The sequence below is a fragment of the Carbonatibacter coralli genome, from assembly GCF_039592655.1.
Classification (GTDB): domain Bacteria; phylum Pseudomonadota; class Alphaproteobacteria; order Kiloniellales; family Kiloniellaceae; genus Carbonatibacter; species Carbonatibacter coralli.
This window is the reverse complement of sequence record NZ_JBBUTJ010000009.1, coordinates 26,086-51,169: the sequence shown is the minus strand read 5'-3', so window position 1 is coordinate 51,169 and position 25,084 is coordinate 26,086. Positions and strand designations below refer to the sequence as shown.

The following is a 25,084-nucleotide window of genomic DNA, read 5'->3' as shown; positions in this document are numbered from 1 at the left end:
CCCCAAATGCGCCCCGGTTCCCATTTGTTTTCCCAAAAGAGGTTAAGCTTATAAAGGGCTGATAACAATTCATTTTGTATGGTTAAGAGATTTAATTACTGCCCCGAGGTGATCCTGTGCAGTTCTCCCTTCGCCTTCATGACATAGCTGATCACTTCAGCAACGGCCTGATAGTGTTCCGGCGGGACATCCTGATCAATCTCGACACCGGCATAGAGCGCCCGCGCCAGAGGCGGATTTTCCAGGATCATGACATCGTGTTCCTTGGCGACTTTTCTGATCCTCAAAGCCACCTCATCCTGCCCCTTTGCCACGACTTTCGGCGCATCCATGGTTTCCGGCTCATATTTCAGGGCAACGGAAAAGTGCGTCGGGTTGGTGACAACAACATCGGCGCTCGGAACAGCAGCCATCATACGCTGTCGGGCCTTTTCCATCCGCAGCTGTCGCAGGCGTCCCTTCACAAGCGGATCGCCCTCTGTCTGCTTGAACTCGTCCTTGACCTCCTGAAGCGTCATCATGAGCTTTTTGGTGTACTTGTGCTTCTGGTAGGCAAAGTCGGCAAAACCCAGCAGGGCCATGACCGCAGTAACTGCAATCAGCAGATAGAGAACCCAGTCATAGAGGAGCGGCAGGACCTGATGGGTGTCCAGCAGTGCAAGCTGGGGAATTTTATCCTGTTGGGGCCAGAGGATAAAAACAAAGATAAAGCCGACCAGGGAAAGCTTTGCGACCCCCTTGATCAGGTTCACAACAGCCTCACTGCCAAACATGCGTTTGAAACCATTGATCAGGCTGAGCTTTTCCAGCTTTGGCGTAATCGGCTCGGTTGAAAAAAGCAGTCCGTGCTGCATCAGGCCCGAAGCGATACCAAAGAAGAGGATCAAACCCATCGGCAACAGCAGATAGGGCGCAATTTCAGCCGCAAGTCCCGCAAGAATATCCGAGGTTTGATGATCGAGATTGAAACTGTCCGGACGCTCCAGAAAGGGAACCATCAGGGTGTGGACACCCCGCATGATCCAGCCCAGGCCAAAAACCATGATGATCAGCACTGCCATGAAGGAGAAAAAGTAGTTCAGCTCCTGCGATTTGGGGACGTCACCCTTTTCGCGCGCGTCTTCAAGCTTTTTCTCGGTGGGTTCTTCTGTCTTCTGTGACTCGTCCTGATCCTGTGACATGCCTCCCCCTATATCTGCCCGGAAAGCATGGACGCAAAGATCTCTTCAAACTTCAGCACAAAGCTGCGCATCATGACAGTCATCGAGAACAGAAAAACCACCAGTCCCAGCAGAATCTGGGCCGGCATCGCAACAAAGAAAACCTGCATCTGGGGCATGAGCTTTGCCATAAAGCCCAGTCCGATAAAGAACACCATGCCCACCACAATAAAGGGCAAGGCCATCTGGACAGCCAGCGCAAAGGTGTTGTTGACCAGCATCGACATCACCATGGAGACATCGGCAAAGGGAATGGCCTCCCCGGGAATGAAAAGGCTGTAGCTGTCAACCAGTGCCCGGAAAAACATGTGATGCAGTCCCGTGGCAAAGATCACCACAAGCGCAACAGCGGACAGGAAGGAACCGACAATCGAGGCCTGCTGGGCCTGCGTCGCATCCTGTGTGAAAGCGTTTGCCAGGGAAATCATGTTTGCAACAATCATCCCGGCCGTCGCCGTCGCCCCCAGGATAGCCCGTGCAATCAGTCCGATGAAGGTTCCAACCGTTGCCTCCCCGGCAATCAGGAGAACAAGAGGGGCAACAGTGGCCGGTTCCGGCGGAATTGCGTTTTCCAGAACAGGCACAAGAACAAAGGTCACCACAAGCGCCAGAGCCAGCCGCGAACGCATGGACACATAGCTTTCCCCCATCCCCGGCAGCAACGCAATACAGGCCGCAAGGCGCGTGAAGACCACGAAGAAAACATAAACACTGGCTGGAAGGACGTCGACAAGCATTCAAAAAGCCATCGTTCAGGCCTGTTCAATGAAAACAGGACTATTGCAGGGAAATCATTCTGTCCATCAGCACATTCCAGAACTCGGCCAGAGAGTGCAGCATAAAAGGCGAAAGCGCGATAAGGGCAACAGAGATCACAATCAGCTTCGGAACAAAGGTCAGGGTCATTTCCTGCAGCTGTGTCATGGTCTGAAAGAGCGAGATCACCAGACCGACAATCAGACTGATCATCAAAACAGGCATGGAGATTTTGAGCATGACCCAAATCGCTTCACGGCCAATCTCGATTGCCTCCACTTCATTCATTTTCTGTCACCTGTTCCAACATAATTCCGGACAGAGTTCCGGGCAGAATTTCAATGCCGTTTTTCCGGACAGTCCCCGACCGGCCAAACCTTGCACACCCACGACAAAAACCTTGCCGCTCAGATCGGCATTTTCAGAATTTCCTGATAGGCACCGATCACCTTGTCACGGACCGCAACAACAGTTTGCAGGGTAATCTCGGCTTCGGAAACAGAAGCAACAAGCTGGGACATGTCTGCCTGCCCTGCAGCCGCAGCCAAACCCTGTTTTTCCGCTTCGTTCAACGTGCCGATAGTTTCCTGCGCCGTTTCCCGCAACGCATTTGCGAAACTGTCCCCCACAGCATCTCCGCTGGCACTTTTGGGTTGCGACAGCGGACTGTTGTCGACCTGTTTGTAGGCATTAATGGCGTCCAGAAAGTTTGCCATTTTTTCTTCCTTCCTTTCGGGGAGGCGTCCCTCCCGTTGCCGGTCTGCCGATCAGATTGCAGACCGGGGACCCGTTGTTACTGGAGGATCTCCAGCGTATTGCGCAGCATTGACTTGGAAGCCTGGATGGACTGCAGGTTTGCCTCGTAGCTTCGGCGTGCTTCGCGCATGTCTGTCACTTCGATCAGCGTGTTGACGTTCGGCTTCAGAATGTAGCCCTCTGCATCTGCAGCAGGGTGTCCGGGCTGGTGAACCCGCTTGAAATCGCCCTTGTCCCGATCAATGGACTTGACCTCGACCTTTTCCGCACCCAGTTCCCTGTCCAGCACAGCATCAAAGGTGATGACCTTGCGGCGATAGGGTTCATCACCCGGCGCGGCTCCGACAGAATCAGCGTTTGCCACGTTTTCGGCAATCACGCGCAAACGTTCGCTCTGCGCCCGCATGCCCGATACGGCAATGAACATGGATTTTGTTAAATCTGACATGGTACCCTATTCCAACCTCTAGCGACGCAGAACCAGCTTCATCATTTCGTTTTGCTTGCGATAGAGACGAACCATGGTCTGGTAGTTCATCTGGTTTTCCGCGGAAAGGATCATCTGCTCTTCAAGGTTCACAAGGTTTCCGGACGGAGACGCCTCGTAAGGGTCGCTGTCATCCTGTTCGCGGGCAGGCTTGCCAACAAGCGGATTGTTTGAAATGTGCCCTGCAGATGTGGATGCCGGCAAAAGCTGGGCGCCCTTGCGCCCGACCAGATTTCTGAAAGCACGATCATCAAGATCGCGTGCCTCGTAGTTCGGTGTATCGGCCTGCGCCACATTGGTTGCAATAACCTTCTGGCGTTGCGTCAGAAAACGCATCCGCTCGCCGATGACATCCTTGACTGTCAGCTTATCATCCATCGTACCCGGCCTACTTTCCAATACCTGTAGATTGCCTGAACAGACTACAGGAAAACATCATTAAATCACAAGCTTTGTTAAAACTCTCCCAACATCAAAGCAAAAATCGTTCCGGATTTTCACTTCCCCGCACAAAAAACAGCAAACCAAATGAATCACCTTTCATCCCTTCCTGTCACATCACACTCGACATTTTGGGAAATACCCGCTATGAAGAAAGCATTACAGTTAGTACAGACCGTGCTGTCTTCCATCGGGGAAACGGCGCAGATCATGGGACAGGGAGTCCGGAAACCATGCTTTACCTCACACGAAAGATTGGCGAATCTGTCATTATAAACAATGACATCGAAGTCAAGGTTGTCGAAGTCCGCGGCAAAACGGTCAAGCTCGGGTTCGATTTTCCTGAAACAGCTACGGTTTTGAGGCAGGAGCTTCACGAACGCATTCAGAATGAAAACCGCGCCGCACTTTCCGACATGGCCGATCTGGATGCCTTTCTGGACACATCCCTTCCGGATGATGATGTTCTGGATCTCAGCGAGGAATAATCCTGCACAATCACCCTGCAATTCTTGCCCCCTGCTGTCATTCTGAACGGCAGGACGGTAAAAATTACCCTGTTCCTGCCTGTCTGAAATCACAGTAGAATGGTTCTGTTCCTTTTACGTTTTGCAACGCACTGGCAGGTTTATTGATGTCTTCCCGTCCAGATCCTTCCAAGACAGGGCCTTCAAACAGGCTGCTGGGCGATCAGCGCGTCAACCTTGTAGACAGCCCAACTGCAGAACCACAGCAGGAGCAGGAAAACCCGAAGATTTCCGTTGCTTTGCAAGGCAGGGGACCGGGCAGACACCACGAAGGCGCCCGCATTCTGGCCAAGGGTGAAGGCGACATTGCAGAACAGATCCTGCAGCTTGCCTTCGAGAAGGGCATCAAGGTCAGGACGGACTCTGATCTGGCCGAAATCCTGTCCCATCTGGATGTTGACAGCGAGATCCCTCTGGAAGCTCTTGCAGCAGTGGCAACAATCCTGAATTATGTCTATAAATACCAACCCGGTAAAACAGGCACAGATTCTGCTTATCCCGTCAGCAAAAGCCATCCCGCGCAACCCGAAGGAGACAGTGTTCAGACAACACAGGCCACACAGCGCCTGACACCCGCAGAGGTCAAAGAGCTTCAAAACGCACTGCCTCTGGCAACAGGCAAAAAGCTGCAAATCGAACACGATCCTTCCGAAACACCGGAAGATGGCAAACCGGAATCACATTGAACCGAGCACAAGATGACAGAGCAACACGACAAGAATTTTGAAGAACTCAAAACCGAGATCGAAATCCTGGGCTCCCGCCTGACAACCTTTTCCAGAGAAGCCCGAGAAGGCACTGTCCACGATCTGGCTGATCTGCCTCAAACCGTGGAGCACCTCTGTACAGCGCTGAACCACCTGCCGGAACAGGAGCGCAAAACGCTGTCCATCAAGGTCGTCGGCCTGATTGAAGAGCTGGACAATCTGTCTGACATCATGCGCAAGAACCTCAGTTCCGTGCAGCAGGAGCTCAAAGGCAACTCCACACGCCACCAGGCTGCAAAGGCCTACGGCAAAAGCTCGACAATCCCGAGCCCCAAACGCTGATCACCATTCCCCTCACCAGTCAGACAGGACCCAGGCACAGATGGATATTGTCAACTACATGCAGTTCATCACAGCGCTGCTGTTTGTCATTGCCCTGATTGCACTGGTGTCCGTGATTGTCAGGAAAACCGGCATTACCCTTCCGGGCATGATCAACACCACACCACATGGCAGCAAACGCGATGTTCAGGTTGTTGAAAGCTCTGCACTCGACAGCAAGCGTCGCCTGAGTGTGATTCGATGGCGGGGGGAAGACCACCTGATTCTGACAGGCGGAATGCAGGACCTGCATCTTTCGACCCGCCCCGCCGAACCCGAAAAACAGACCGGTACATCCCAAAAGGTTCAAAAAACCAGTCTTCCCGAAGAGCTGCTGCGCAGAACCGGACTCAAGCAAAAGGATGCCAAGCGTGACAATGGCTAGGACTTCACTTCACTCGAAACTGCGCATCCTGCCTGGCCTTGCACTGTCCTTTGCACGGAAGAACTGGATCAGCAGCCTCTTTCTGGGGCTGCCCTTTCTGCTGAGCGCTCTGATGCTGCTGCCTGCCGACAGTCTTGCGCAGGCTCTGACGCTTGATCTGAACGAGGAAATCGTCGGCACGGGAACAAGTCGCATTCTCCAGATGCTGGCCCTGCTGACAATCCTTTCGCTGGCCCCCGGTATTCTGGTGATGGTGACATCCTTTACCCGCATTATTGTTGTGCTGTCGTTCCTGCGAACCGCGCTGGGGATTCAACAGGCTCCGCCCAGCACTGTCCTGATCTCGCTGGCGCTGTTCCTGACGGCCTTTATCATGCAGCCCACTTTCGAGGCGATCTACGACACCGCCATCGAACCCCTGCTGGAAGAGGACATCGACGAAATCGAAGCCATCGAAAGGGCCGCGCTCCCCTTGCGTCAGTTCATGATGCTTCAGGTTCGCGAAAAGGATGTTGCCCTTTTTATGGAACTGGCAAACATTCCGGAAGTTGAAACGATTGAGGACACACCGACCCGCGTTCTGATCCCCGCTTTCATGATCAGTGAACTTCGGCGCGCCTTTGAAATCGGCTTCCTGATCTTCCTGCCGTTCCTTGTGATCGATATGGTTGTTGCCTCTGTTCTGATGTCGATGGGTATGATGATGCTTCCCCCCATCATCATCTCCCTGCCCTTCAAGCTGATCTTCTTCGTGCTCGTCGATGGCTGGTATCTTCTGGCAGGCTCCCTTGTTCGCAGTTTCGCCACCGGGGCCGGGTAGCGGAACAACACGGCAAGCCCAAGCCAGTCTTCCGTCCGGTTATTCCCCGGCAAACTGCTCCAGCAGCCAGTGCCGCAGGGCCTCTTCGGCCGGATTGTCATTGTTGGCAATGTAATCCAGCCAGTAACCATAGCTCGGCCGGGACAGTGTCTCCCCCAGCGCAACCAGAACCCCTGCCTCCAGCAGATCATCAACCAGACCACTCCAGCCCAGCGCAATCCCCTGCCCGGAGAGGGCAGCCTGCATCACCATGCTGTAGGTGTTGAGATGAACATCACTCTGGCTTGTGCGCCGTTTCACGCCCTGCCAGGACAGCCAGTCATCCCAGACCAGCCAGCGTGGCGAGTGTGCCTCAAGGTGCAACAACTCGGCCGATGAGAGGAAATCCTCGTCACTTCTGCCCTCGTAGCGCGCCCGGAAATACGGGGAACAAACAGGCACAACACCTTCGGGGATCAGGAGCTGCGCAACCTCTGAGACATGGGCCTTGCTGCCAAAGGTCACGCGAACCTCCGAATCATGAAAACCGCCTTCCGGTTCACTTTGGGAGGCAATCAGACGAACATCATAGTCAGGATGCCGTTCCCTGAAACTTGCAAGCTGGGGCATGAAACAGAAGGACGCAAACCCGAAATCGGTGCGCAGATTGATTTCTTCCTGTGCCGAACGGTTCTGCAGTTCATCCACAACGCTGTCGATCTCGGACAGGGCTGAAGAAACCACCCGGTAAAGCTTCAGGCCCTCCTGCGTCAATTCAACACCGCGGTGCAGGCGATCAAAGAGCCTGACACCGAGCTGTTCTTCCAGAAGACGTATTTTATAGCTCACCGCCGGCTGCGTCTGATTCTTTTCTGTCGCAGCCGCCGTAAACTTCCCCAGACGGGCCACAGCTTCAAAAATCCGCAGGTTATCCAGTTCAATCTGACTCATCCATAAAATTCCTTTATGGGAATGATAAAGAAAAAAGACGTTCACAATGTGAAATTTCCGGTTTTAACCTGACGTCATAAAAAAACGAAAACAAGAAAAATCTGACCAAGCAAAAACAGGGAGATTGGCGATGAAAAACGCTCTTTCCATGATGACTGCCGCACTTCTCGCAGCAACAGCCCTGCAGCCTGCACAGGCTGCAGACCCGGAATCCTGCAAAACTGTCAACCTGTCGGATCCAGGCTGGACTGACATCAATTCCACAAATGGCATTGCCACCACGATCCTTGAAGGACTGGGATACGATCCGATTGTCACCACCCTTTCGGTGCCGATTGGATACCAAGCCATGAAGAACGGAGAGATTGATGTCTTTCTCGGCAACTGGATGCCGGCCCAGCAAAAGTTCATCGACGAACTGAACGAAGCCAAAGCCGTCGATGTTCTGAACAAAAATCTGGCGGGTGCGAAATTCACCCTTGCCGTTCCCTCCTATATCTCCGGGGCCGGGGTCAGCGATTTTTCCAACCTTGCAGAACACGCCGAAAAATTTGACAGCAAAATTCACGGCATCGCGCCCGGGTCTCCTGCCAATGCCAACATCCAGCGCATGATCGACAGCGGTGATTTCGGTTTGAAGGAATGGGAAGTCGTCGAGTCCAGCGAACAGGGCGTTCTCAGCCAGGTCTCCCGCAATGTCCGCCGCGAGAAATGGATCGTTTTCCTTGCCTGGGCACCACATCCCATGAACAATGAATTTGACCTGACCTATCTTTCCGGTGGCGACGAGTACTTTGGCCCGAATTTCGGTGGCGCAGATGTCTTTACCCTCTCGCGCACCGGCTGGTCCGGTGAATGCGCGAATGCAGCGAAGTTTTTCGAGAACCTGACCTTTACTGTTGAAATGGAAAGCGCCCTGATGGGGAACATTCTCAACGACGGCCTTTCCCCAGAAGACGCTGCCACACAGTGGCTGCAAAACAACCCCGCTTCCCTGACAGCATGGCTGGACGGTGTTCAGACACTGGACGGCCAAAATGGTCTGGAAGCCGTCAGGGCACATCTGGGCATCCAGTAACCCTGCGCTCCAAAGCAACCCGTGAACCATGCCCTCCAGACGGTGCATGGTTCACCTTTCGGATAGTGAAGCCATGAAAAAACCGAATATCCTGATCCTCATGGCAGACCAGTTAAACGGAACGCTGTTCCCGGATGGTCCTGCTGATTTCCTCCACACGCCACACCTGCGCAAGCTGGCTGAAAACTCGACACGTTTTCAAAATGCCTACACGGCCAGCCCTCTGTGTGCGCCAGGTCGCGCGGCCTTCATGTCCGGTCTTCTCCCGTCCAGAAACCGGGTTTATGACAACGCAGCAGAGTTTACATCCGATATCCCGACCTATGCACACCACCTGCGCCGCGCCGGCTATCAGACGGCTCTCAGCGGCAAGATGCACTTCGTCGGTCCCGACCAGCTGCATGGCTTTGAAGAGCGTCTGACAACAGACATCTACCCTGCCGACTTTGGCTGGACACCCGACTATCGCAAACCGGGTGAGCGCATCGACTGGTGGTATCACAACATGAGCTCTGTCACGGAATCAGGGATCGCCGAGATCTCCAACCAGATGGAATACGATGACGAGGTCTGTTACAACGCGGTGCGCAAGATCTATGATCTGGGGCGCGGACATGATGAGCGCCCCTGGTGCCTGACTGTCTCCTTCACGCATCCGCACGATCCCTATCTTGCCCGCAAGAAATACTGGGATCTTTACGAGGATTGCGATCACCTCCTGCCGGAAGTGGAAGCCTGGGACTACGAGGATCACGATCCGCACGCCAAACGCATTTTCGACGCAAACGACTGGCGCAACTTCAACATCACCGAAGAAGACGTCAAACGTTCCCGCCGGGCCTATTTTGCCAATGTCAGCTATATCGATGACAAGATCGGTGAAATCATGACGGCTCTGGACGGCATCCAGCAGGCCGACAACACTATCGTGATTTTCCTGTCCGACCACGGAGACATGCTGGGTGAACGCGGTCTCTGGTTCAAGATGAACTTCCTTGAAGGCTCAGCCCGCGTCCCCCTGATGATCTCCGCGCCCGGCCAGATGAAAGCCGGACTGGTCACCGACCCGGTCAGCACACTTGATGTCGTGCCCACGCTCGCAGACCTCGCCGGAATTGATCTCGGTTCAATCGAACCCTGGACGGAAGGCGAGAGCATTCTTGAACTGGCAAACGGTGAAAGCAGAACCTCACCGGTGCGTATGGAGTATGCTGCAGAAGCCTCCTATGCCCCGCTTGTCTGCCTGCGCGAAGGTCCCTGGAAATACATCCACTGTGAGCTGGATCCACCGATGCTGTTCAACCTCCGGGAAGATCCGAACGAACTGAACAATCTGGCCGACAATCCGGACTTCAGGGACATCTCGGAGAGCTTTGCCCAACGCACACGCGATTACTGGAACATGGAAGACTTCGACAATGCTGTCCGTCTGAGTCAGGCCCGCAGGTGGGTTGTCTACGAAGCCCTCCGAAACGGAGCCTACTACCCCTGGGATTTCCAGCCACTCCAGCGCGCGTCTGAACGCTACATGCGCAATCACCTTGATCTGAACGATGTCGAGAACAACCAACGCTTCCCGCGTGGGGACTAAGGTCCCGACTTCCCATTAGGACGGGAGCACCTGAGGGTGACAATCAACCCAGGATTGTCACCCTCTTTTTTTGAAAAATCGGGCAATCCCGCATGATTGTCACAACCCTTCACTGTATTAAAAGGCAGCTTTTTCTGCCCGCTCACACTTTTTTGATAAAAGAAAAACGGCATAATATCAAAGTAAAAACAATTGGATAATATCAACCCGTCATTTATTTAACAAAATATGACTGTAGAAAAATCTTCCAAAAAGCAGGAATTAATGAGAAACTTTATCAACCATAGAACAATATCAGACAAAGCACATGAAGAATGTCATACCACTTGTTCTGTCGTTTCTATTGCTTTCTCTCAAAAGTCTGGCAACAGAGCCTTCTGCAATGCCTATCAAAATTCTTGCAGGAGAGTTGCCCCCGTACAGCTACACAGAAAATGGCAAGAACAAAGGGATCAATCTGGAACCCTTTATCATCGCCGCGCGCAACAGGAACATACCGCTTGAAATAGAGTTCCTTCCCTGGAAACGTGCCCAGAAAATCATGGAGAACCAACCGGGTGTCTTTCTGATTACCCTGGCCCGCATCCCCTATCGGGAAAAACTCTATCGATGGGTAGCCCCCCTGTCCCAGATCAATCTGGGTTTCATGTCCTTCAAAAAGCTCAACAGCGAGATTGACTACACCCATCTGCCTCCATCATCGCAAGGCCAGAACATCCCTTCTGACTCCCGGGTCTGTGTTCATACACAAACGCCAATGCTCAGATGGATCCGGGACAGCATCTACAGCAACTACACAGAAGCCAGCACCGAAGACATCTGCCTGAAGTTCCTCCAGACAGGGCGGGCAGACTACTGGTTTACGGATGAAAAACTGGCCCGACACCTTGTGGAGGAAAGCGGCGGCGATCCCGACGATCTGATTTTCCATCAGAGGATCATGAAACCCCTGCTCTATCTGACCACATCCCTCAAAACACCTGAAGAGCAGGTGGAGACGATGAAGGAGCTTCTGGCAAGTTCCGATCTGGCCAAGCAAAGCCTGTTCTTTTCGGAGCAGCTCAACATTTTCTGAACCAGCCCCGGCCTGTCTGCAAAACAGAAAAGGCCTGCGCAAATCCGAAAAGCTTTCAACCTGCTTCTTTCGGCCAGGAATAAAGCAGGTCCTTTTTCATCCGGAATGGCGTTATGCTCCTATAAGAACTGTTGTCCCCTTTCATTCTTTTCCCGAAGACAAGAGCATGACCCTGCATTTCTTCAGCGAGCTGGACGCTTTTGACGATTTTACTTCCTTTGCGAACACAACACTGTACAGCCCCCTGCCCGATGACTGGCTGATCGCCATGACCGACATCGTCAGCTCCGGAGAGGCCCTTGAGCAAGGACGTTACAAGGACGTCAACCTGATGGGAGCCTCCGGTATCACCGCCTGCCTGAATGCTGTCAAAAGCCTCGGACTGAAAAATCAGGACATTCCCTACATTTTCGGCGGTGATGGCTGCACGCTTGCCATTCCCGCCAGTGCAGCAATTCCGGTGAAGGAAGCCCTTCGGGACGTCATCAACCTCAGCAGGGAACGCTTTGGCCTGAAAATGCGCGCAGCCCTGATCCCTGTTTCAGCCATCAGAGAACAGAACAAGGATATCTGTGTTGCCAGATTCCGCATCAGTCCGGGCAACTACATAGCCCTGTTCAGCGGCGGGGGTGTCGAGCTTTCCGAATACTGGATGAAATCGGACCAACATGCAGGCCAGTGGAATCTTCCGGACAATGACAGCGGAAGAAAACCCGACCTCTCGGGCCTGACCTGCCGCTGGTCTCCTCTGGATGCCCGCAAGGGTGTCATGCTGACACTTCTGATTTCATCTCCCCTGGAAGACGAAGCCAAACGACTGGATGCCCTCAACAGCGGCCTGAGAACCGTTCAGGAAACACTGGGCCTCAAACTTCAGGATCACAATCCGGCCCAGAAGGAAAACACCAGCGTTGCCTGGCCGCCCTCTGCCTTTCTGTCCGAATGCAGGGCACACGCCTCCGGCAGTAACCCCCTGTCATGGATCGGCGCAGCCCTGAAAATACTCTCAGAAAGTGCAATCCAGATTTTTGCACACAGCCAGGGCAAGACTGTCGGCTCCTACAATGCGCCCAGATATCACGAGCAGCTTCTGCGCAATACGGATTTCAGACGCTTTGATGACACTCTGAGGCTCGTACTGGACTGTTCTGAAAAAGAAAAACAGACCATGGAAAAAAGACTGACCGAACTTCAGGATCAGGGACTGATCAACTTCGGCATGCAGGCTTCATCCAGTGCCCTGATGACCTGTCTGGTCTTTGATCTCAGCAAAGGCAATCACCTTCATTTCGTAGACGGTTCGGACGGAGGCTTCGCCCTGGCCGCTAAAGCATTGAAAGAACATAAAAAACAATAATCAATCTTTCTTTTGAACTTTCTGTGTCCTCCTCCGTCTTATGAGTGAGGCCTGCAAGTCAACTCCCCTGCAATTAACCCCTTATTGCTTCTGATGAGCGGGCCTCACCCCAACGGAGGACCCCGGCATGATGAAGACAAAACAGATCAACACCATCAAAAGAGCACAATCCCTTGTCTGCGCTGTACTCGCCCTGGCCTGCCTTGCCATGCCTTCCCATGCCCTCGCGCAGGAAAGCATTGAAGCCAAAGACAGAAACGGCAAGGTCATGAGCCTGTCCGATGTCATGCAGGATATTTCCTGGCGCAAAAAGGTCAGTGCCCAGCTCGAAGAAAAAAGCGAAACCAAACAGGACATCGAAATCCTCTTCCCGCCAAAGGATGAAAAACTGGTCGCAGAAACACCCGACCCGCAATAACTGACAGCTTCTGCCTGAAAAACCTTGTCTTCGAAACAGTCTGCCCCAAAGCAAACCGCCCAAACCAATCTGCCCCGAAACACTCTCTCTGACAGCATCCGGTCTGTTGTCAGAAAACCCAAAGCCTGTATAGTTCCCGAAAAAGAAGAAGTATCGCTTTCAGGGAGCACTCCAACTTGCAGAAGGCAAGCACCAAGACAAATCCGGCTGCCGGACTCTTTGTCCCGCTGATTTCCATTGACCGGTCCCTGTCCATTGGCATCAGGGATCAACTGCAATCGGAAATCTCGCGCCTTATCGCGGAAGGCATTCTTTCCCCCGGCACAAAACTTCCGTCCTGTCGCAGACTGGCCAGAGACCTTGGCATTGCAATCAACTCTGTCCTCGGGGCCTATGCCCGTCTCTGTGAGGATCGCCTGATCATCTCCCGCCCGAAATCTGGGTTCTTTGTCAGCGAAGAGCTGTCCGAATTCTCCCAGACACCGCCCGAAAGATCTCCCGCTCCCCGGAACAGTTCCATCCTCGAGCGCATTACAAAGCGCAGGCTTCCCTCCCAAAGCACCTATATTCTCCGCCCGCCGGACTGGTCAAAGTACCAGTACCCCTTTGTCTGCAACCAGATTGATATCAACCGTTTCCCTCTTGGCGCCTGGCGGGAATGCACACGCATGGCAATGAACAAACGCGATCTGGACATCTGGTCAGGCGACAATCACTACTGGGATGCACAGGAAATTCTTGATCAGCTCTGCATGCGCATTCTCCCCCGCCGGGGTATTGCCGCAGCCCCTGAAAACATCCTGATCACCCTTGGAACCCAGCATGCCCTTTATCTTGTGGGCACGCTCATGCAGGGGCAGGGACGGGTTGTTGCCATGGAAGACCCCGGCTATGCAGATGCCCGCAACATGTTTGAACAGCTCTTTGATGAAGTGCGCTTCATCCCGGTCGACGATGACGGCATGATTGTTGATGATCGCCTGAAAGGCTGTGATCTCGTCTATGTCACCCCCAATCATCAGTATCCGACCACAGCGATCCTGTCTGCTGAACGCCGCTCACGCCTGATCCGGATGGCAGAGGACGAGGATTTTCTGATCATTGAAGATGACTATGACAGCGATCTCGACTTTCGCTCCATGATCACCTCCCCCCTTTACAAGGACAGCAGGAATGGGCGTGTCATCTACACCAGCAGTCTCTCCAAAAGTCTCGCTCCCGGCCTCAGGATCGGATACCTCGTCGCGCAGGAGGAACTGGTGCGCGAAGCCCGGGCCCTGCGCGGACTGATGATCCGGCATCCACCACTTGTCATGCAGCACACAGCAGCCCTGTTCCTGCGCTTCGGACACCATGAAGCCCTCTGTTCCAGATTGCACAAGGCCTTCAGACGCCGATACGAAATTGCAGCAGACATTCTTCAGCGGGATTTCCGGGATTTCACCATCAAAGGCCGTGCGGGTGGAACAAACTTCCTCCTCAGGGACGAAACCCGCATGCGCCATTCGGCCGACATTGTCTCCGCTGCGCGGGAACGCGGCGTTATCGTTGAGGCAACCAGCCCCTGTTACTTCACGACAGATTGGGGAGATTACGCCTTCAGAATAGGGCTGTCTGCCGTGTCCACCAAACAGATTGCCCCCGGCCTGGCCGCCCTCAGGCAGGCAATAGATACAGTTTAAATCTGTACCCATAAAACACATCAATCTGTATCTTCGTCAGGATTTACACATCGGTTACCGTTTGGCAACTGCGGGCCTGTGAGAGGGCAGAAACCCATCTCTCACTCCGGGAAATCCAAGACTGTCCCTGACGGAGAAAAAACCATGAATTCCATTGGACACTTCGTATCAAACGAACACTGGCCAGGCACAACAAGCCGCGTGGCCAGCATCACCAATCCGGCCACCGGTGGCGAAATCGGCAAGGTTACACTTGCCTCCAAAGCGGATGTTGATTCCATTGTGCAAACAGCCGCTGACGCTCTGCCCGCCTGGGCAGCGACACCACCGGCCAAACGCGCCATGGTCATGTTCGAATTTCGCGACCTGCTGAAAAAGCACACGGACGAACTTGCAGAGATGCTTTCGAAAGAGCATGGCAAGACCATTCCCGATGCAAAGGGTGAAGTTGCCCGCGGTATTGAGGTTGTCGAGTTTGCCTGCGGCATTCCCCATCTTCTCAAGGGGGAATATTCCGAAGCTGTCTCCAGCAATGTTGACAGTTTCTCGGTGCGCCAGCCCGTCGGTGTTGTGGCCGGAATCACGCCTTTCAACTTTCCCGCAATGGTTCCCCTCTGGATGTATCCGGTAGCCATCGCCTGCGGAAACACCTTCGTGCTCAAGCCGTCCGAAAAGGACCCGAGCGTTGTGATGCGCATTGCAGAGCTTCTGGTTGAAGCCGGTCTTCCTGCCGGTGTGTTCAATGTCGTTAACGGTGACAAGGAAGCTGTTGATGCCTTGCTGGATCATCCGCTTGTCGAAGCCGTCAGCTTTGTCGGTTCGACGACCATTGGCGAGTACATCTACTCACGTAGTACTGCAAACGGCAAAAGGGTCCAGGCCCTTTGCGGAGCAAAAAACCATCTTGTGGTGATGCCGGATGCCGATATGGAACAGGTCACAGACGCCCTCATCGGTTCGGCCTACGGTTCGGCCGGTGAACGTTGCATGGCGATCTCCGCAGCTGTACCGGTTGGCGAGGAAACGGCAGATCGTCTGGTCGAAGCCCTGATCCCCCGTATTCAGGCACTCAAGGTCGCTCCCTATACAGACCCCTCATCGGAACTTGGCCCGGTGATCAGCAAACAGAGCTTTGATCGCATCCACAGCTATATCGACGAGGGCCTGGACAAGGGAGCCAAACTCGTGGTGGACGGACGGAATGTCAATCTGCAGGGCTACGAGGACGGCTACTTCATCGGCGGCTGTCTTTTTGATCACGTGACCACAGACATGTCCATTTACAAGGACGAGATCTTCGGCCCGGTCCTGTCTGTTGTTCGCGCCGGGAGCTATGACGAAGCGGTCGACATGATCAACGCTCACGAATACGGAAACGGCACGGCAATCTTCACACGTGATGGAGATGCTGCCCGCGACTTCTGGGCCCGTATTCGCGTGGGCATGGTCGGTGTCAACGTTCCAATTCCGGTTCCTGTGGCCTATCACTCCTTTGGCGGATGGAAACGATCACTCTTTGGCGATCATCACATTCACGGGATGGAAGGTGTCCGTTTCTATACACGCCTCAAGACCATGACCACCCGCTGGCCTTCCGGCATCCGGACCGGAGCAGAGTTCCACTTTACAGGCGGAAAGGACGTCTAGGTCCCGGCCAACAAACGTCAAAGACAAAGAGCAGGCTCTCAGTGGAGGCCTGCTCTTTGTGTTCCAGCGCTGTAAAGGCTACTTCCAGTAACCGGCGATATAGGCCGTTTCACCATTAAAGCCCAGCTTGTCCTGAAAGTGTTTTTTTGCCGCTCTGGCTGCTGACTTGTGAGCCGCAAACCAGACGTAATCATAGGGGGCATCTTCTTCGGAAGCCGAGATTGCCTTTTGCGTCAGGGCATCGTGATCTCCCGGTTGCCGGACAAACCATTCGATTTCAACAGCCTCCGGCTTTTCGAGAAGCTGAACACAATCGCTGCTTTCCGTGGAGATGAAGACCTTCCCCACCGTGCTTTCCGGCAGATAGGCCAGGGAGCGGGCCAGAGCGGGAATGGCGGTTTCATCACCGGCAAAGAGCATGCGATCTGCAACCGGCATCCACCCCCCTGCAGGCCCGAGCAGACCGACAGTGTCTCCGACCTCCGTGCGCAGGGACCACTCGGCTGTCGGTCCGCCTTCATGCAGGAAAACATCGAAGTCAAAGGTCTCTTCCCCACGATCAAAAGAGCGGATGGTGTAAACCGGTTTCATCAAAACGTCTTCACCCGATGGCCAGATGGTTTTCCGGGCCTCATTCAAACAGGGCCATTGAGGCACAACATCCGGATTTTTCGGATAAACAAGCCTGAAATGAATCGCATCGCGGAAGAAGCGGTCAATACCCTCTCCCGTTACAGTCAGGCGCATGAAATCCTCGTTCAGACGCTCCTTGCGCACCACTCTGGAAAGACTGAACCCCGGCGGGAAGCCATTGTTGACCAGTGTTCCGTCCCAGTTTGCCTCCAGACCGATCTCCTCCAGATCCTCGTCAATACTTTCCTTCAGATACCAGAGTTTCTGCTGGTTGGGCGAAGACAGACGAACGCGAACCGGCAGGCTCCCGGTAAAAACCTCAATCAATCCATAAGCCGTCGCAATGCTGTGATGTCCCTCCCCGACTTTCTCCAGAACAAAGTCATGGTCTCTGGCCTTTTCATCAAAGATCTCCAGAACCTTTTCCTGTGAAAGGTCAGCAAGTGCAGTTTCCACGTAAGCAGGGCTCAACACATCAGTCATCGTTTTTCCCGTCCAGACATTTAGGGGATTAAGGGTGGGGGTGGACGCCGGAGCCTATTCGCTCAGATGTCCCATAAAGCTGTCGCTGTCATAGTTCCTGCGCAGCAGTCCTTCTTCGGAGAGCTGTGGCATGAGCTGTTCAAGGGCAAGGCTCATGCAGTCGACCGACCCGCCCGGCACACAGATAAAGCCGTCGATTGCTTCTTCCCTGTGCCAGTCACGCACCGCCTCAAAGGCCTCGTCAACAGTTCCGATCACCTGCCAGTGCGCCGAACCGATCACTTCCGGTCTGGACAACAGCTCCCGAACGGTCAGCTCTTCACGCTCGACCAGCCTGCGCAACAGGTCGGAATGTGTCCGGCTGCGCGGATTGGGGAGAGGCGCAGGCAGATCATTCGCCCTGACAGCCCTGTCATCGGACCAGTCCGTCAGATCAAGACCGATCAGTTCAATGACCTTGCCAACAGCCTTTTGTCGACTGGCCCTGGCATGGGTCTCGGCAAAAAGCTCCTGCGCCTCCTTTTTACTGTCGGCCAGATAGAGGCTCAATCCCGGCAACACGCGAATGGCCTCGGGCGACCGGCCCTGGCTCTGCGCCCTTGCCTGCAGATCCTGCCGCAGTTCCCGGGCAGCAGCCTTGTCAGGCGTCGAGGCAAAGACGGCATCGGCAATCGAAGCTGCAAAGTTACGTCCGGCAACCGAGGCACCGGCCTGTACAAGCGGAATGGGAGAAGGCGCAGCAGGAAGACCCAGAGGCCCCTGAACAGAATGATGCGCCCCCGAATGAGCCACAGGCCGCACAAGGCCCGTGTCTGCGTAGTGTCCGCTTTCCCGATCCAGCACTAGAGCCTCGTTCGGAAAGCTGCTCCAGAGCTTTTTGACCAGGTCCACAAACTCGGCGGCCTGGGCATAACGATCATCCGCTGATGGCAGTCTTTCCATACCGAAGTTCGCATGCCCATCCAGCGCCGTCACAATGTTCCAGCCAATCCGTCCGCCACTGAGCCAGTTCAGGGACTGAAGCTGCCGAGCCAGAATATAGGGAGGATAAAAGGTCGTCGAAAGCGTCGTCAGAAAACCTATTTTCGAGGTTTCCCGGAAAAGCGAGGCCAGAAGGATATTGGGATCAAGACTGGCAAAGCCGGCGCCCTGTTCCAGCGCATCAACCTTGATGAACTGGGTATCCGGACAAAACACGAAATCCAGATGGGCGGCCTCAGCCTTTTTTGCCACCGAAAGATAGAAGTCACTGCCAAAAAGACTTTCCACATTGCTGTCCTGTCGGCGCCAGCCGTCTCCGCTCAACCATGTGGGCGCAAGCGACATCGCAACATGAAGTTTTTCCGTTTTTTTCATAAATAAAATTCCGCTTTAAAAAACAGCAAGTTATCCAAAATTCTCTTAGTACAATCGTCAAAAACATTATTGAGTTGAGAATGATTATAGTTTACATCTTTGCGAAAATGCAAATAGGAGTTGAACTTTCGTGCTGAAAGTTAGAAACATCAGCGTCCGCTATGACAAAACCTTTGTTTTACAAGAGCTTGATACCGAGTTCAAAACAGGACGACTGACAGCCCTGATCGGTCCGAACGGATGTGGCAAATCGACCCTGCTCAAGGCCATGATGGATTTCCTGCCCCTTGAAACCGGAGAGGTTCTTCTGAACGATCACAACATCCGGAAACTGAGCAGGAAACAGATGGCCCGGGAAATGGCCTATCTGCCCCAGGAGTGCCAGTGCCCGGACTACATGACAGTGGGCGAACTGGTCGAGCTTGCCGGTTACGCCCGTTATGCTTTTGGCTCCGGCCCGTCAAAACGCGACAGGGAGCTTTTTGCAGACGCCCTGGCCACTGTCGGACTGGCTGATCAGGCCAGCCAGCAGGTCAACAAGCTTTCAGGCGGGCAGCGACAAAGAGCCTGGATCGCGATGGTTCTGGCCCAGAACACCAATCTGGTCCTGCTGGACGAGCCGGTTAATCACCTCGACATGAAATACCAGTATGCCGTTCTGGACCTGGTGAAAAAACTCTGCAGGGAACGCGGAAAAACCGTCATTGTTGTGCTGCACGACCTCAATCTCGCTGCAGCTTTTGCAGATGAGGTCCTGATGATGAACGCCGGCAGGATCATCGCCAAGGGTTCAACGGATACAACCATCACAGACCACAATGTCCGCAGCACCTTTGGTCTCGATGCAGACATCTTCAATCACAATGGGCGACTGGTTTGCCTTCCGTGTGAAATTGCAGGGGAAACCGTCCTGTCATGAAACCGGCCATCATCCATGACAAAAACAGGGTCAGCCTGAAACCGGAGCGAAAGACAGACTTCAGGCTCTGGATCTTCTTCGGGCTTGCGACCGTCACGCTCTGTGCCGTCTTCATCAGCAACCTCTCACTGGGTGCGACCTCCATCCCGATACACGACGTAACCGGGGCGCTCTTCGGCCCTGATACGGACAACTACAACCAGATCATCGTCCACTATCAGAGACTTCCCCGAACGCTGATTGCTATTTACGTCGGTGCTGTCATGGCAAGTGGCGGAGTGATCCTGCAGACCCTGACCCGCAATCCTCTTGCGTCCACATCGACACTGGGAACAAACGCAGGAGCTTCCCTCTTTGTTGTTGGCGGCGCCTTTCTCTTTGATTTTGGTGTTGAAGCGCAGGGACTGGCTGCGCTTGCCGGAGCCTTTTTCGGCTTTTTCTGCTGTCTTTCAGTCGCCAGAATGGCGGGCCGCTCCAATGATCCCAGAGGCCTGTCACTCATCCTGTCGGGAGTTCTGGTTTCCATGCTCTTTGTGGCCATCACCAATGCCTTCCTGCTGTCCAATCCCATGAAACGCAGCGAGTTCCTGGGCTGGGTGACCGGCAACATCAACCACGCCTATATTGACCGCCTGTCAGATTTCTGGTGGATCGGGCTGCTTTCCCTTCTGACGCTCTTCCTGACGGCCCGTCCGCTCACACTCCTGCTGCTGGGGACAGAAAAAGCGCAGTCCGCCGGTGTCAACGTCAAAGGCATCACCCGGATAGCCCTTGCAGCAACCCTGCTGGGGTCCGGTTCGGCAGTCGCCATCTGCGGTCCTGTCGGTTTCATAGGCCTGATCGTTCCCCACATGGTCCGCCCCTTTGTTGGCAACAATGTCCTGTCCCTGCTGGCCGCAAGTGTGCTGGTCGGTGCGGTTGTCTGCCTGATCGCCGACATGGGGGCACGGCTGTTTTTCCAGCCCTATATCCTCCACACCGGCCTCTTTATGGATCTGATCGGCGGTGTGGTTTTCGCTTTCATCGTAAAACGTGTGTATCTGGCAAGAGCAGCACTATGAGATACCTTCCCACCCCTGGCCGGTCACTGGATGGCCGAAAGGTTCTGCGTTTTGAAAACGGCACTGAAATCAGAACACAGAACCTGAGTACAGCGCTTCTGCTGACGCTTTGCATTTGTCTGCTCGCTGCTGTGTCCGTTCATCTTGGACAAACCCGCATTTCCATTCAGGAACTGCTGGAAGCCCTGTCAGGCTCTGTCCTTGATGAAGAACAGGACTATGCCCTCTGGACCATCCGGATCCCCAGACTGCTCATGGCTTTTATGGTTGGCTGGTCCATAGCCATCGCAGGAGCCGTCATGCAGTCCCTCGCCAGAAATCCGCTGGCCGATCCGGGACTGTTCGGCCTCAATCAGGGCGCGACCACAATGATCCTGCTGCTGATCGTTCTGGTTCCAGCCGCCTCGAAACTCATGATCATGTCCTCTGCCCTGATCGGAGGACTTCTGGTCGCCACACTTCTGATCTGGCTTGTTGGCGGAGGGGCGCGAACACACGGCCTTGCGATCCTGCTGATGGGGATCGCCCTGGAAACCGTTCTCTCCTCCATCACCTCCCTGCTGATTCTCTATACTCCCCAGGAAGTCTCCTATGCTCTGGCCGACTGGCTCGCAGGGTCCCTGTTCAATGCAACAGCGGAAAACGTCCTGACCTTCCTGCCCTTCTTTGTCTTCAGCTTTGCAGGCATCCTCCTGATCGGCCCCTGCCTTTCACGTTACGAGCTCGGCAATGACGCTGCCATGGCCCTGGGGCTTTCCATCAGACTGACCCGCCCGCTCATCCTCGGCTTCGCAGTATTGCTGAGCACGGCTGCGGTCACATCCGTTGGCCCCCTGACCTTTCTCGGCATTCTGGCTCCCCACATTGCTGCTTTTCTGACCCCTCTCAAAGGCAGAGCGCGCCTTTTCATTTCAGGACTCGTCGGCGGCCTTCTGGTCATCTCCGCAGATGTTCTCACCCGGAGCCTCGAAAGCGATATTCCCGTTCCCATTGGCCTGAGCCTTACTCTCATTGGCGTTCCTCTCTTTATCCTCGCCCTGAGGCTGCAGGCCATCAACCGACAGACACAACACTGAACAAGGACAAGGCAATGAAAGTTCTGGTTTTCCTCGCCGGGCTGCTGGCATCCACAATGGCCTGGGCGAATGAACGCACCGTGACGGACGATGCCGGGCGCAGCGTAACAATCCCTGCCGATCCACAACGCATCGTGGTGATGCACGAACCGGTGCTGGGCATCCCCCTGATCGAACTGGGTATTGTTCCGGTTGGCAGCTATGGCCGCGCACCGAGCGGAAAAAGCCTGATCGGTGTGGATTTTATCGAGACAATCTTTGATGCCGATATCAGAAAACCGGAAGGCATCGGAACAGTTGGGCAAATCAGTCTGGAAAAGCTTCGCTCCCTGAAACCGGATCTGATCCTCGCCTCTGAACTTGATCTCAACAAGCTGGATCAGCTTGAACCCATTGCACCGGTTTACATCAAGCATGTCAGAACCCCGCAGACATCCGGCTTCAATATCCAGAAGCAGCTCGCCAAGCTTTTCCGGAAGGAAAAGGAGTTTGAAACCCTGCAGGCAAACTACAGGGAAAGGGTCAGGAAGCTGGCACAGACCCTTCACAAGGCAGAGGTCAATCCATCCTATCTGGCCGTTTTCCTGACAGACCAGATCAATGCCATTGAACAGATATCCGGCGCCATTCAGGCCATTGAGGATCTGGGCTATCAGCGCCTTTCCCTCGGCGAGCAGGATATTCAGCGTGATTCCATTCTCTTCGTTCCGATCAGTTCAGAAGTCTTCGGGACCCTCGATCCGGATCTGCTCGTGGTCATGAACAGCTTTCAGAACCGGGCAGCAGATCACAAAACCGGCGCCAAAGAGGCTCTGGACCAGATCACACCCGGCTGGAACTATTTCCTGAAACCCGCAAAGGAAAACAGGATCGTCTATCTGGACTCCAGCAAGGTCACAACCCCGACCATTGCAAGTGCAAACCATACTCTCGACAGTATCGAGGCCTGGCTTCAGACCAGCAGTACAAACCAGTAAGGACCCAAAAAACAAAGCCCTGCCATGGATACAACCACGGCAGGGCTTCCCCCCGAAAAAAGGCTCTGCGGTCTTGTCACCACAGAGCCTTCTTCTGTCAGAAATTCACTTTCATGCCAACGCCGATTTCCCTCGGCTTGACGACATTGGCAACAATCGGTCCCAGAACCGGGCCAGCTGACCTGCTGCGATCATGACGCTTCTGGATCGGCGAACGATCATCAAAAACGTTGTCCACATAACCGAAGAACTGGAAGTTGTCTGCCAGATCATAAAGCACACGGGCATTGGCAACCGTGTAGGAACCGACCTTGTATTCATCGGCATTGTTGGATCTGGAGTTGTTGGAGCCAACGTGGACCACTTCACCGCTCAGCGTCCAGTCAGGAACCACATTCCAGTCAGCGCCAATACGTGCTGTCACACTCGGAGCAGAGGCGAACTCGTTTCCTTCAAAGTCACTGCCGGCGATGGCAGCGGCCTCAGCAGAAAATCCTGTAATTTCCGTATGCAGCAATCCAAGGGAACCTCTCAAACGCAAGGTCTCCATTGCCTGAAAATCGGCACTGATTTCCGCACCATATGTTTCTGCCTCATCGGCATTCACAATTCTGGTTGCTTCGACAGTTCGTTCGGGAACACTGACCTGATAGTCGTCATACTGCGTGAAGAAGATGTTCGAGTTCACTCTCAAACGATCATTCAGGAAACTCGTCCGGGCAAAAATTTCAAAGTTCGTCGAAGTCTCTTCGTCAAATTCATAAGCCGTCAGGCTATCAAAAGAGAGTGTACCGCCACCGGGGTTATAGCCGCGACTGACAAGACCACCAATGGTAACATCATCAGTAGCATCGTAGGCAACCGTGAACTTTGGCAGAATTTCATCAAAGCTTTGGTCCGAGTTATACTCAGAACCAAAAGCAGGGATCACATCCCCATCGCGCTTCACGCGATCATACTGGTAACGCAACGCACCAGTCAGCGTCCACCGTTCTGCCGGGCGCCAGGAAAGTTCTGAGAAAACTCCCAGGCTTTGCTTTTCGTCATCAAAATTGTTGTCACCACTCTGGAACAAAAATTCATCAGACCTCAAATTAGAAAGATACAGCCCGGTGAAACCACTGAACTCCGAAGCCTCATTCCCGTAATTGACACGAACTTCATTTGAGACATCAACAGTATCAAGCTTGGCTGCTCCGTTACCACTCGCCACAGTTCTCTCGACGTGCCCTCTGGAAAGCTGGAACTGGTTTGTCAGAACGAGATCATCCCCAAAGTCATATTCAACATCGGAAACAAGCGAAGTCGTACGACTTTCCCAGCTCGGCGCTCCGGTCGCAAAGATATCCAGATCGTCAAAATCAGGATCTGCAGCCTCAATTGTCGGACGATTTGCGCTCATGTGAGAAAGCGTCAGCTTTGTTTCCAGTTCCGGCATGGCATCCGGCACCCAAAGCAGCTTGACGCGGCCTGTCAGATCACGAATGTCCTGATCTGTCTGACCCTGCACAAATGCCGGGTTTGTATAATCAATGAAGGTATCTCGCCCCCTGTAGTCAAGCGCGACACGGGCAGCAACCTCATCCGACAGAGGCCCGGAAACAGCAACAGACGCACGACGGCTGTTTCTGCTGCCGTATTGCACCTGACCTTTCATTTCCGGCGTAAAGGTCGGATCCTTTGTCTTTACAATGATCGCACCAGCAATGGAGTTCGCACCCTGTGTCGTGGTCTGAGGTCCCAGAAAGACTTCAACGCTCTCAGCATCCCAGATCGAAGACGAACCAAAAACAGTTTCGTTGTAATTCAGATAGTGTCCATCAATGTTTGCTCTTGTTCGTGGAATGGTTCCGCCAAGAAAAGCGAAAGAACCTTCAAGCGGCCCCTGCGTATCAACACCACGAATGATCGGTGCACTGGATTCACCTGTGTAAATGATGTTCGGACTGTTACCGACAATATCCTGAAGCTGGCTGTCCTCAACCTGACGCTCGATGTCATCGGCTGAATAGGCGAAAACAGAAGACGCCGTATCCTTAAGATCACGTTCAACCTTTTCCCCTGTGATAATCACAGGTTCCAGAGTTAGAACACCGCTTTCCTCATCACTGGAAGGTGCCTGATCAGCAGCTTCCTGAGCAACTACAGATCCAGTCGTCATGCAGACAATGGACAACACACTAACGCCGGCCATTAAAGACCGTGAAAACCGTGAAATCATGGATTTCCCCCTAAAAACAGTAACGCGCACAAAACTCATCCATTGATTGCAGAGTTTCGTCTTAGTTTTGTCGATAATGAAAATCATTCTTAAAAAGATG

General features: G+C 53.8%; 26 protein-coding genes. 16 read left to right on the top strand and 10 right to left on the bottom strand.

The genetic code is table 11. From position 1 onward, the window contains the following. Nucleotides 1-95: 95 nt before the first annotated feature. The 6 genes from flhB to flgB form a co-directional block, all read right to left on the bottom strand. Nucleotides 96-1,181: a flagellar biosynthesis protein FlhB gene (gene flhB / locus AAAH10_RS15250; RefSeq protein ID WP_343565122.1), complete on the bottom strand. Its 1,086-nt coding sequence runs from the start codon at nucleotides 1,179-1,181 to the stop codon at nucleotides 96-98. Nucleotides 1,182-1,189: 8 nt separating this feature from the next. Next, on the bottom strand, nucleotides 1,190-1,957 hold the full coding sequence (locus AAAH10_RS15245) for a flagellar biosynthetic protein FliR (protein WP_343565120.1): 768 nt from the start codon (nucleotides 1,955-1,957) through the stop codon (nucleotides 1,190-1,192). A gap of 40 nt (nucleotides 1,958-1,997) precedes the next feature. After that, entirely contained in the window at nucleotides 1,998-2,264 is a 267-nt protein-coding gene (fliQ, locus tag AAAH10_RS15240; protein WP_343565119.1) for a flagellar biosynthesis protein FliQ, read from the bottom strand. A gap of 119 nt (nucleotides 2,265-2,383) precedes the next feature. Continuing rightward, nucleotides 2,384-2,692 (bottom strand): flagellar hook-basal body complex protein FliE, encoded by a 309-nt coding sequence (fliE, locus tag AAAH10_RS15235; protein ID WP_343565118.1) that lies wholly within the window; start codon nucleotides 2,690-2,692, stop codon nucleotides 2,384-2,386. Between the two features lie 77 nt (nucleotides 2,693-2,769). Next, complete coding sequence (gene flgC, locus AAAH10_RS15230) at nucleotides 2,770-3,180, bottom strand: flagellar basal body rod protein FlgC (RefSeq protein WP_343565117.1); 411 nt, start codon at nucleotides 3,178-3,180, stop codon at nucleotides 2,770-2,772. An 18-nt stretch (nucleotides 3,181-3,198) separates the two neighbouring features. Continuing rightward, nucleotides 3,199-3,597, bottom strand: coding sequence for a flagellar basal body rod protein FlgB (gene flgB / locus AAAH10_RS15225; RefSeq protein WP_343565115.1), 399 nt, complete (start codon nucleotides 3,595-3,597; stop codon nucleotides 3,199-3,201). Nucleotides 3,598-3,893: 296 nt separating this feature from the next. On the opposite strand from flgB, the gene csrA reads away from it, so the two are divergent. The 5 genes from csrA to fliP all read left to right on the top strand — a co-directional run bounded on the left by csrA (nucleotide 3,894) and on the right by fliP (nucleotide 6,480). Further along, nucleotides 3,894-4,148, top strand: coding sequence for a carbon storage regulator CsrA (gene csrA / locus AAAH10_RS15220; protein WP_343565114.1), 255 nt, complete (start codon nucleotides 3,894-3,896; stop codon nucleotides 4,146-4,148). A gap of 146 nt (nucleotides 4,149-4,294) precedes the next feature. After that, nucleotides 4,295-4,873 carry an EscU/YscU/HrcU family type III secretion system export apparatus switch protein gene (locus AAAH10_RS15215; RefSeq protein ID WP_343565113.1) on the top strand — a complete coding sequence of 193 codons (579 nt, stop codon included), beginning with the start codon at nucleotides 4,295-4,297 and terminating at the stop codon, nucleotides 4,871-4,873. A gap of 12 nt (nucleotides 4,874-4,885) precedes the next feature. Continuing rightward, nucleotides 4,886-5,236 (top strand): hypothetical protein, encoded by a 351-nt coding sequence (locus AAAH10_RS15210; protein ID WP_343565112.1) that lies wholly within the window; start codon nucleotides 4,886-4,888, stop codon nucleotides 5,234-5,236. A gap of 40 nt (nucleotides 5,237-5,276) precedes the next feature. Continuing rightward, nucleotides 5,277-5,660 (top strand): hypothetical protein, encoded by a 384-nt coding sequence (locus AAAH10_RS15205; protein ID WP_343565110.1) that lies wholly within the window; start codon nucleotides 5,277-5,279, stop codon nucleotides 5,658-5,660. 112 nt (nucleotides 5,661-5,772) lie between these two features. Continuing rightward, nucleotides 5,773-6,480 (top strand): flagellar type III secretion system pore protein FliP, encoded by a 708-nt coding sequence (fliP, locus tag AAAH10_RS15200; protein ID WP_343565154.1) that lies wholly within the window; start codon nucleotides 5,773-5,775, stop codon nucleotides 6,478-6,480. A 39-nt stretch (nucleotides 6,481-6,519) separates the two neighbouring features. On the opposite strand, the gene AAAH10_RS15195 is transcribed toward fliP, so the two are convergent. Next, a complete protein-coding gene (locus AAAH10_RS15195) occupies nucleotides 6,520-7,410 on the bottom strand; it encodes a LysR family transcriptional regulator (protein ID WP_343565109.1) in 891 nt (296 codons plus the stop codon). A 130-nt stretch (nucleotides 7,411-7,540) separates the two neighbouring features. On the opposite strand from AAAH10_RS15195, the gene choX reads away from it, so the two are divergent. The 7 genes from choX to AAAH10_RS15160 all read left to right on the top strand — a co-directional run bounded on the left by choX (nucleotide 7,541) and on the right by AAAH10_RS15160 (nucleotide 16,258). Next, the gene (choX, locus tag AAAH10_RS15190; RefSeq protein ID WP_343565106.1) at nucleotides 7,541-8,488 is read left to right on the top strand and encodes a choline ABC transporter substrate-binding protein; all 948 of its coding nucleotides are present in this window, start codon (nucleotides 7,541-7,543) and stop codon (nucleotides 8,486-8,488) included. Nucleotides 8,489-8,561: 73 nt separating this feature from the next. Beyond that, nucleotides 8,562-10,079 carry a choline-sulfatase gene (gene betC, locus AAAH10_RS15185; protein ID WP_343565104.1) on the top strand — a complete coding sequence of 506 codons (1,518 nt, stop codon included), beginning with the start codon at nucleotides 8,562-8,564 and terminating at the stop codon, nucleotides 10,077-10,079. 382 nt (nucleotides 10,080-10,461) lie between these two features. Beyond that, nucleotides 10,462-11,154 carry a transporter substrate-binding domain-containing protein gene (locus tag AAAH10_RS15180; RefSeq protein WP_343565102.1) on the top strand — a complete coding sequence of 231 codons (693 nt, stop codon included), beginning with the start codon at nucleotides 10,462-10,464 and terminating at the stop codon, nucleotides 11,152-11,154. Nucleotides 11,155-11,320: 166 nt separating this feature from the next. Beyond that, nucleotides 11,321-12,511, top strand: coding sequence for a DUF3095 domain-containing protein (locus tag AAAH10_RS15175; protein WP_343565100.1), 1,191 nt, complete (start codon nucleotides 11,321-11,323; stop codon nucleotides 12,509-12,511). A 127-nt stretch (nucleotides 12,512-12,638) separates the two neighbouring features. Further along, a complete protein-coding gene (locus AAAH10_RS15170) occupies nucleotides 12,639-12,929 on the top strand; it encodes a hypothetical protein (protein ID WP_343565098.1) in 291 nt (96 codons plus the stop codon). 176 nt (nucleotides 12,930-13,105) lie between these two features. Beyond that, nucleotides 13,106-14,611, top strand: a complete 1,506-nt coding sequence (gene pdxR / locus AAAH10_RS15165; protein ID WP_343565096.1) for a MocR-like pyridoxine biosynthesis transcription factor PdxR — start codon at nucleotides 13,106-13,108, stop codon at nucleotides 14,609-14,611. A gap of 144 nt (nucleotides 14,612-14,755) precedes the next feature. Continuing rightward, nucleotides 14,756-16,258 (top strand): CoA-acylating methylmalonate-semialdehyde dehydrogenase, encoded by a 1,503-nt coding sequence (locus AAAH10_RS15160; RefSeq protein ID WP_343565094.1) that lies wholly within the window; start codon nucleotides 14,756-14,758, stop codon nucleotides 16,256-16,258. 78 nt (nucleotides 16,259-16,336) lie between these two features. Here the strand turns inward: AAAH10_RS15160 and AAAH10_RS15155 are convergent, their stop codons facing one another. Both AAAH10_RS15155 and AAAH10_RS15150 read right to left on the bottom strand, forming a co-directional pair. After that, the gene (locus AAAH10_RS15155; protein WP_343565092.1) at nucleotides 16,337-17,374 is read right to left on the bottom strand and encodes a siderophore-interacting protein; all 1,038 of its coding nucleotides are present in this window, start codon (nucleotides 17,372-17,374) and stop codon (nucleotides 16,337-16,339) included. A 54-nt stretch (nucleotides 17,375-17,428) separates the two neighbouring features. Next, entirely contained in the window at nucleotides 17,429-18,730 is a 1,302-nt protein-coding gene (locus tag AAAH10_RS15150) for an NtaA/DmoA family FMN-dependent monooxygenase (protein WP_343565090.1), read from the bottom strand. A 130-nt stretch (nucleotides 18,731-18,860) separates the two neighbouring features. Here AAAH10_RS15150 and AAAH10_RS15145 point away from each other — a divergent pair, with 130 nt between their 5' ends. The 4 genes from AAAH10_RS15145 to AAAH10_RS15130 are packed head-to-tail and all read left to right on the top strand — an operon-like array spanning nucleotide 18,861 to nucleotide 22,763. Further along, a complete protein-coding gene (locus AAAH10_RS15145) occupies nucleotides 18,861-19,649 on the top strand; it encodes an ABC transporter ATP-binding protein (RefSeq protein WP_343565088.1) in 789 nt (262 codons plus the stop codon). Continuing rightward, nucleotides 19,646-20,710, top strand: coding sequence for a FecCD family ABC transporter permease (locus AAAH10_RS15140; protein ID WP_343565086.1), 1,065 nt, complete (start codon nucleotides 19,646-19,648; stop codon nucleotides 20,708-20,710). The genes AAAH10_RS15145 and AAAH10_RS15140 overlap by 4 nt, the downstream gene beginning before the upstream one ends. Beyond that, nucleotides 20,707-21,786, top strand: coding sequence for a FecCD family ABC transporter permease (locus AAAH10_RS15135; RefSeq protein WP_343565084.1), 1,080 nt, complete (start codon nucleotides 20,707-20,709; stop codon nucleotides 21,784-21,786). The genes AAAH10_RS15140 and AAAH10_RS15135 overlap by 4 nt, the downstream gene beginning before the upstream one ends. Before the next feature lie 14 nt (nucleotides 21,787-21,800). Further along, nucleotides 21,801-22,763: an ABC transporter substrate-binding protein gene (locus tag AAAH10_RS15130; RefSeq protein ID WP_343565082.1), complete on the top strand. Its 963-nt coding sequence runs from the start codon at nucleotides 21,801-21,803 to the stop codon at nucleotides 22,761-22,763. 97 nt (nucleotides 22,764-22,860) lie between these two features. Here the strand turns inward: AAAH10_RS15130 and AAAH10_RS15125 are convergent, their stop codons facing one another. Further along, nucleotides 22,861-24,984: a TonB-dependent receptor gene (locus tag AAAH10_RS15125; RefSeq protein ID WP_343565079.1), complete on the bottom strand. Its 2,124-nt coding sequence runs from the start codon at nucleotides 24,982-24,984 to the stop codon at nucleotides 22,861-22,863. Nucleotides 24,985-25,084 lie beyond the last annotated feature (100 nt).

Coding starts and splice junctions, on each gene's coding strand:
- AAAH10_RS15160 (WP_343565094.1), top strand. CDS start 14,756: ATGAATTCCATTGGACACTTCGTATCAAACGAACACTGGCCAGGCACA.
- choX (WP_343565106.1), top strand. CDS start 7,541: ATGAAAAACGCTCTTTCCATGATGACTGCCGCACTTCTCGCAGCAACA.
- AAAH10_RS15180 (WP_343565102.1), top strand. CDS start 10,462: ATGCCTATCAAAATTCTTGCAGGAGAGTTGCCCCCGTACAGCTACACA.
- AAAH10_RS15210 (WP_343565112.1), top strand. CDS start 4,886: ATGACAGAGCAACACGACAAGAATTTTGAAGAACTCAAAACCGAGATC.
- AAAH10_RS15205 (WP_343565110.1), top strand. CDS start 5,277: ATGGATATTGTCAACTACATGCAGTTCATCACAGCGCTGCTGTTTGTC.
- AAAH10_RS15245 (WP_343565120.1), bottom strand. CDS start 1,957: ATGCTTGTCGACGTCCTTCCAGCCAGTGTTTATGTTTTCTTCGTGGTC.
- csrA (WP_343565114.1), top strand. CDS start 3,894: ATGCTTTACCTCACACGAAAGATTGGCGAATCTGTCATTATAAACAAT.
- fliE (WP_343565118.1), bottom strand. CDS start 2,692: ATGGCAAACTTTCTGGACGCCATTAATGCCTACAAACAGGTCGACAAC.
- AAAH10_RS15130 (WP_343565082.1), top strand. CDS start 21,801: ATGAAAGTTCTGGTTTTCCTCGCCGGGCTGCTGGCATCCACAATGGCC.
- AAAH10_RS15155 (WP_343565092.1), bottom strand. CDS start 17,374: ATGACTGATGTGTTGAGCCCTGCTTACGTGGAAACTGCACTTGCTGAC.
- AAAH10_RS15125 (WP_343565079.1), bottom strand. CDS start 24,984: ATGATTTCACGGTTTTCACGGTCTTTAATGGCCGGCGTTAGTGTGTTG.
- AAAH10_RS15175 (WP_343565100.1), top strand. CDS start 11,321: ATGACCCTGCATTTCTTCAGCGAGCTGGACGCTTTTGACGATTTTACT.
- AAAH10_RS15215 (WP_343565113.1), top strand. CDS start 4,295: ATGTCTTCCCGTCCAGATCCTTCCAAGACAGGGCCTTCAAACAGGCTG.
- AAAH10_RS15170 (WP_343565098.1), top strand. CDS start 12,639: ATGATGAAGACAAAACAGATCAACACCATCAAAAGAGCACAATCCCTT.
- flhB (WP_343565122.1), bottom strand. CDS start 1,181: ATGTCACAGGATCAGGACGAGTCACAGAAGACAGAAGAACCCACCGAG.
- AAAH10_RS15195 (WP_343565109.1), bottom strand. CDS start 7,410: ATGAGTCAGATTGAACTGGATAACCTGCGGATTTTTGAAGCTGTGGCC.
- flgB (WP_343565115.1), bottom strand. CDS start 3,597: ATGGATGATAAGCTGACAGTCAAGGATGTCATCGGCGAGCGGATGCGT.
- AAAH10_RS15135 (WP_343565084.1), top strand. CDS start 20,707: ATGAGATACCTTCCCACCCCTGGCCGGTCACTGGATGGCCGAAAGGTT.
- betC (WP_343565104.1), top strand. CDS start 8,562: ATGAAAAAACCGAATATCCTGATCCTCATGGCAGACCAGTTAAACGGA.
- fliQ (WP_343565119.1), bottom strand. CDS start 2,264: ATGAATGAAGTGGAGGCAATCGAGATTGGCCGTGAAGCGATTTGGGTC.
- AAAH10_RS15140 (WP_343565086.1), top strand. CDS start 19,646: ATGAAACCGGCCATCATCCATGACAAAAACAGGGTCAGCCTGAAACCG.
- fliP (WP_343565154.1), top strand. CDS start 5,773: ATGCTGCTGCCTGCCGACAGTCTTGCGCAGGCTCTGACGCTTGATCTG.
- AAAH10_RS15150 (WP_343565090.1), bottom strand. CDS start 18,730: ATGAAAAAAACGGAAAAACTTCATGTTGCGATGTCGCTTGCGCCCACA.
- flgC (WP_343565117.1), bottom strand. CDS start 3,180: ATGTCAGATTTAACAAAATCCATGTTCATTGCCGTATCGGGCATGCGG.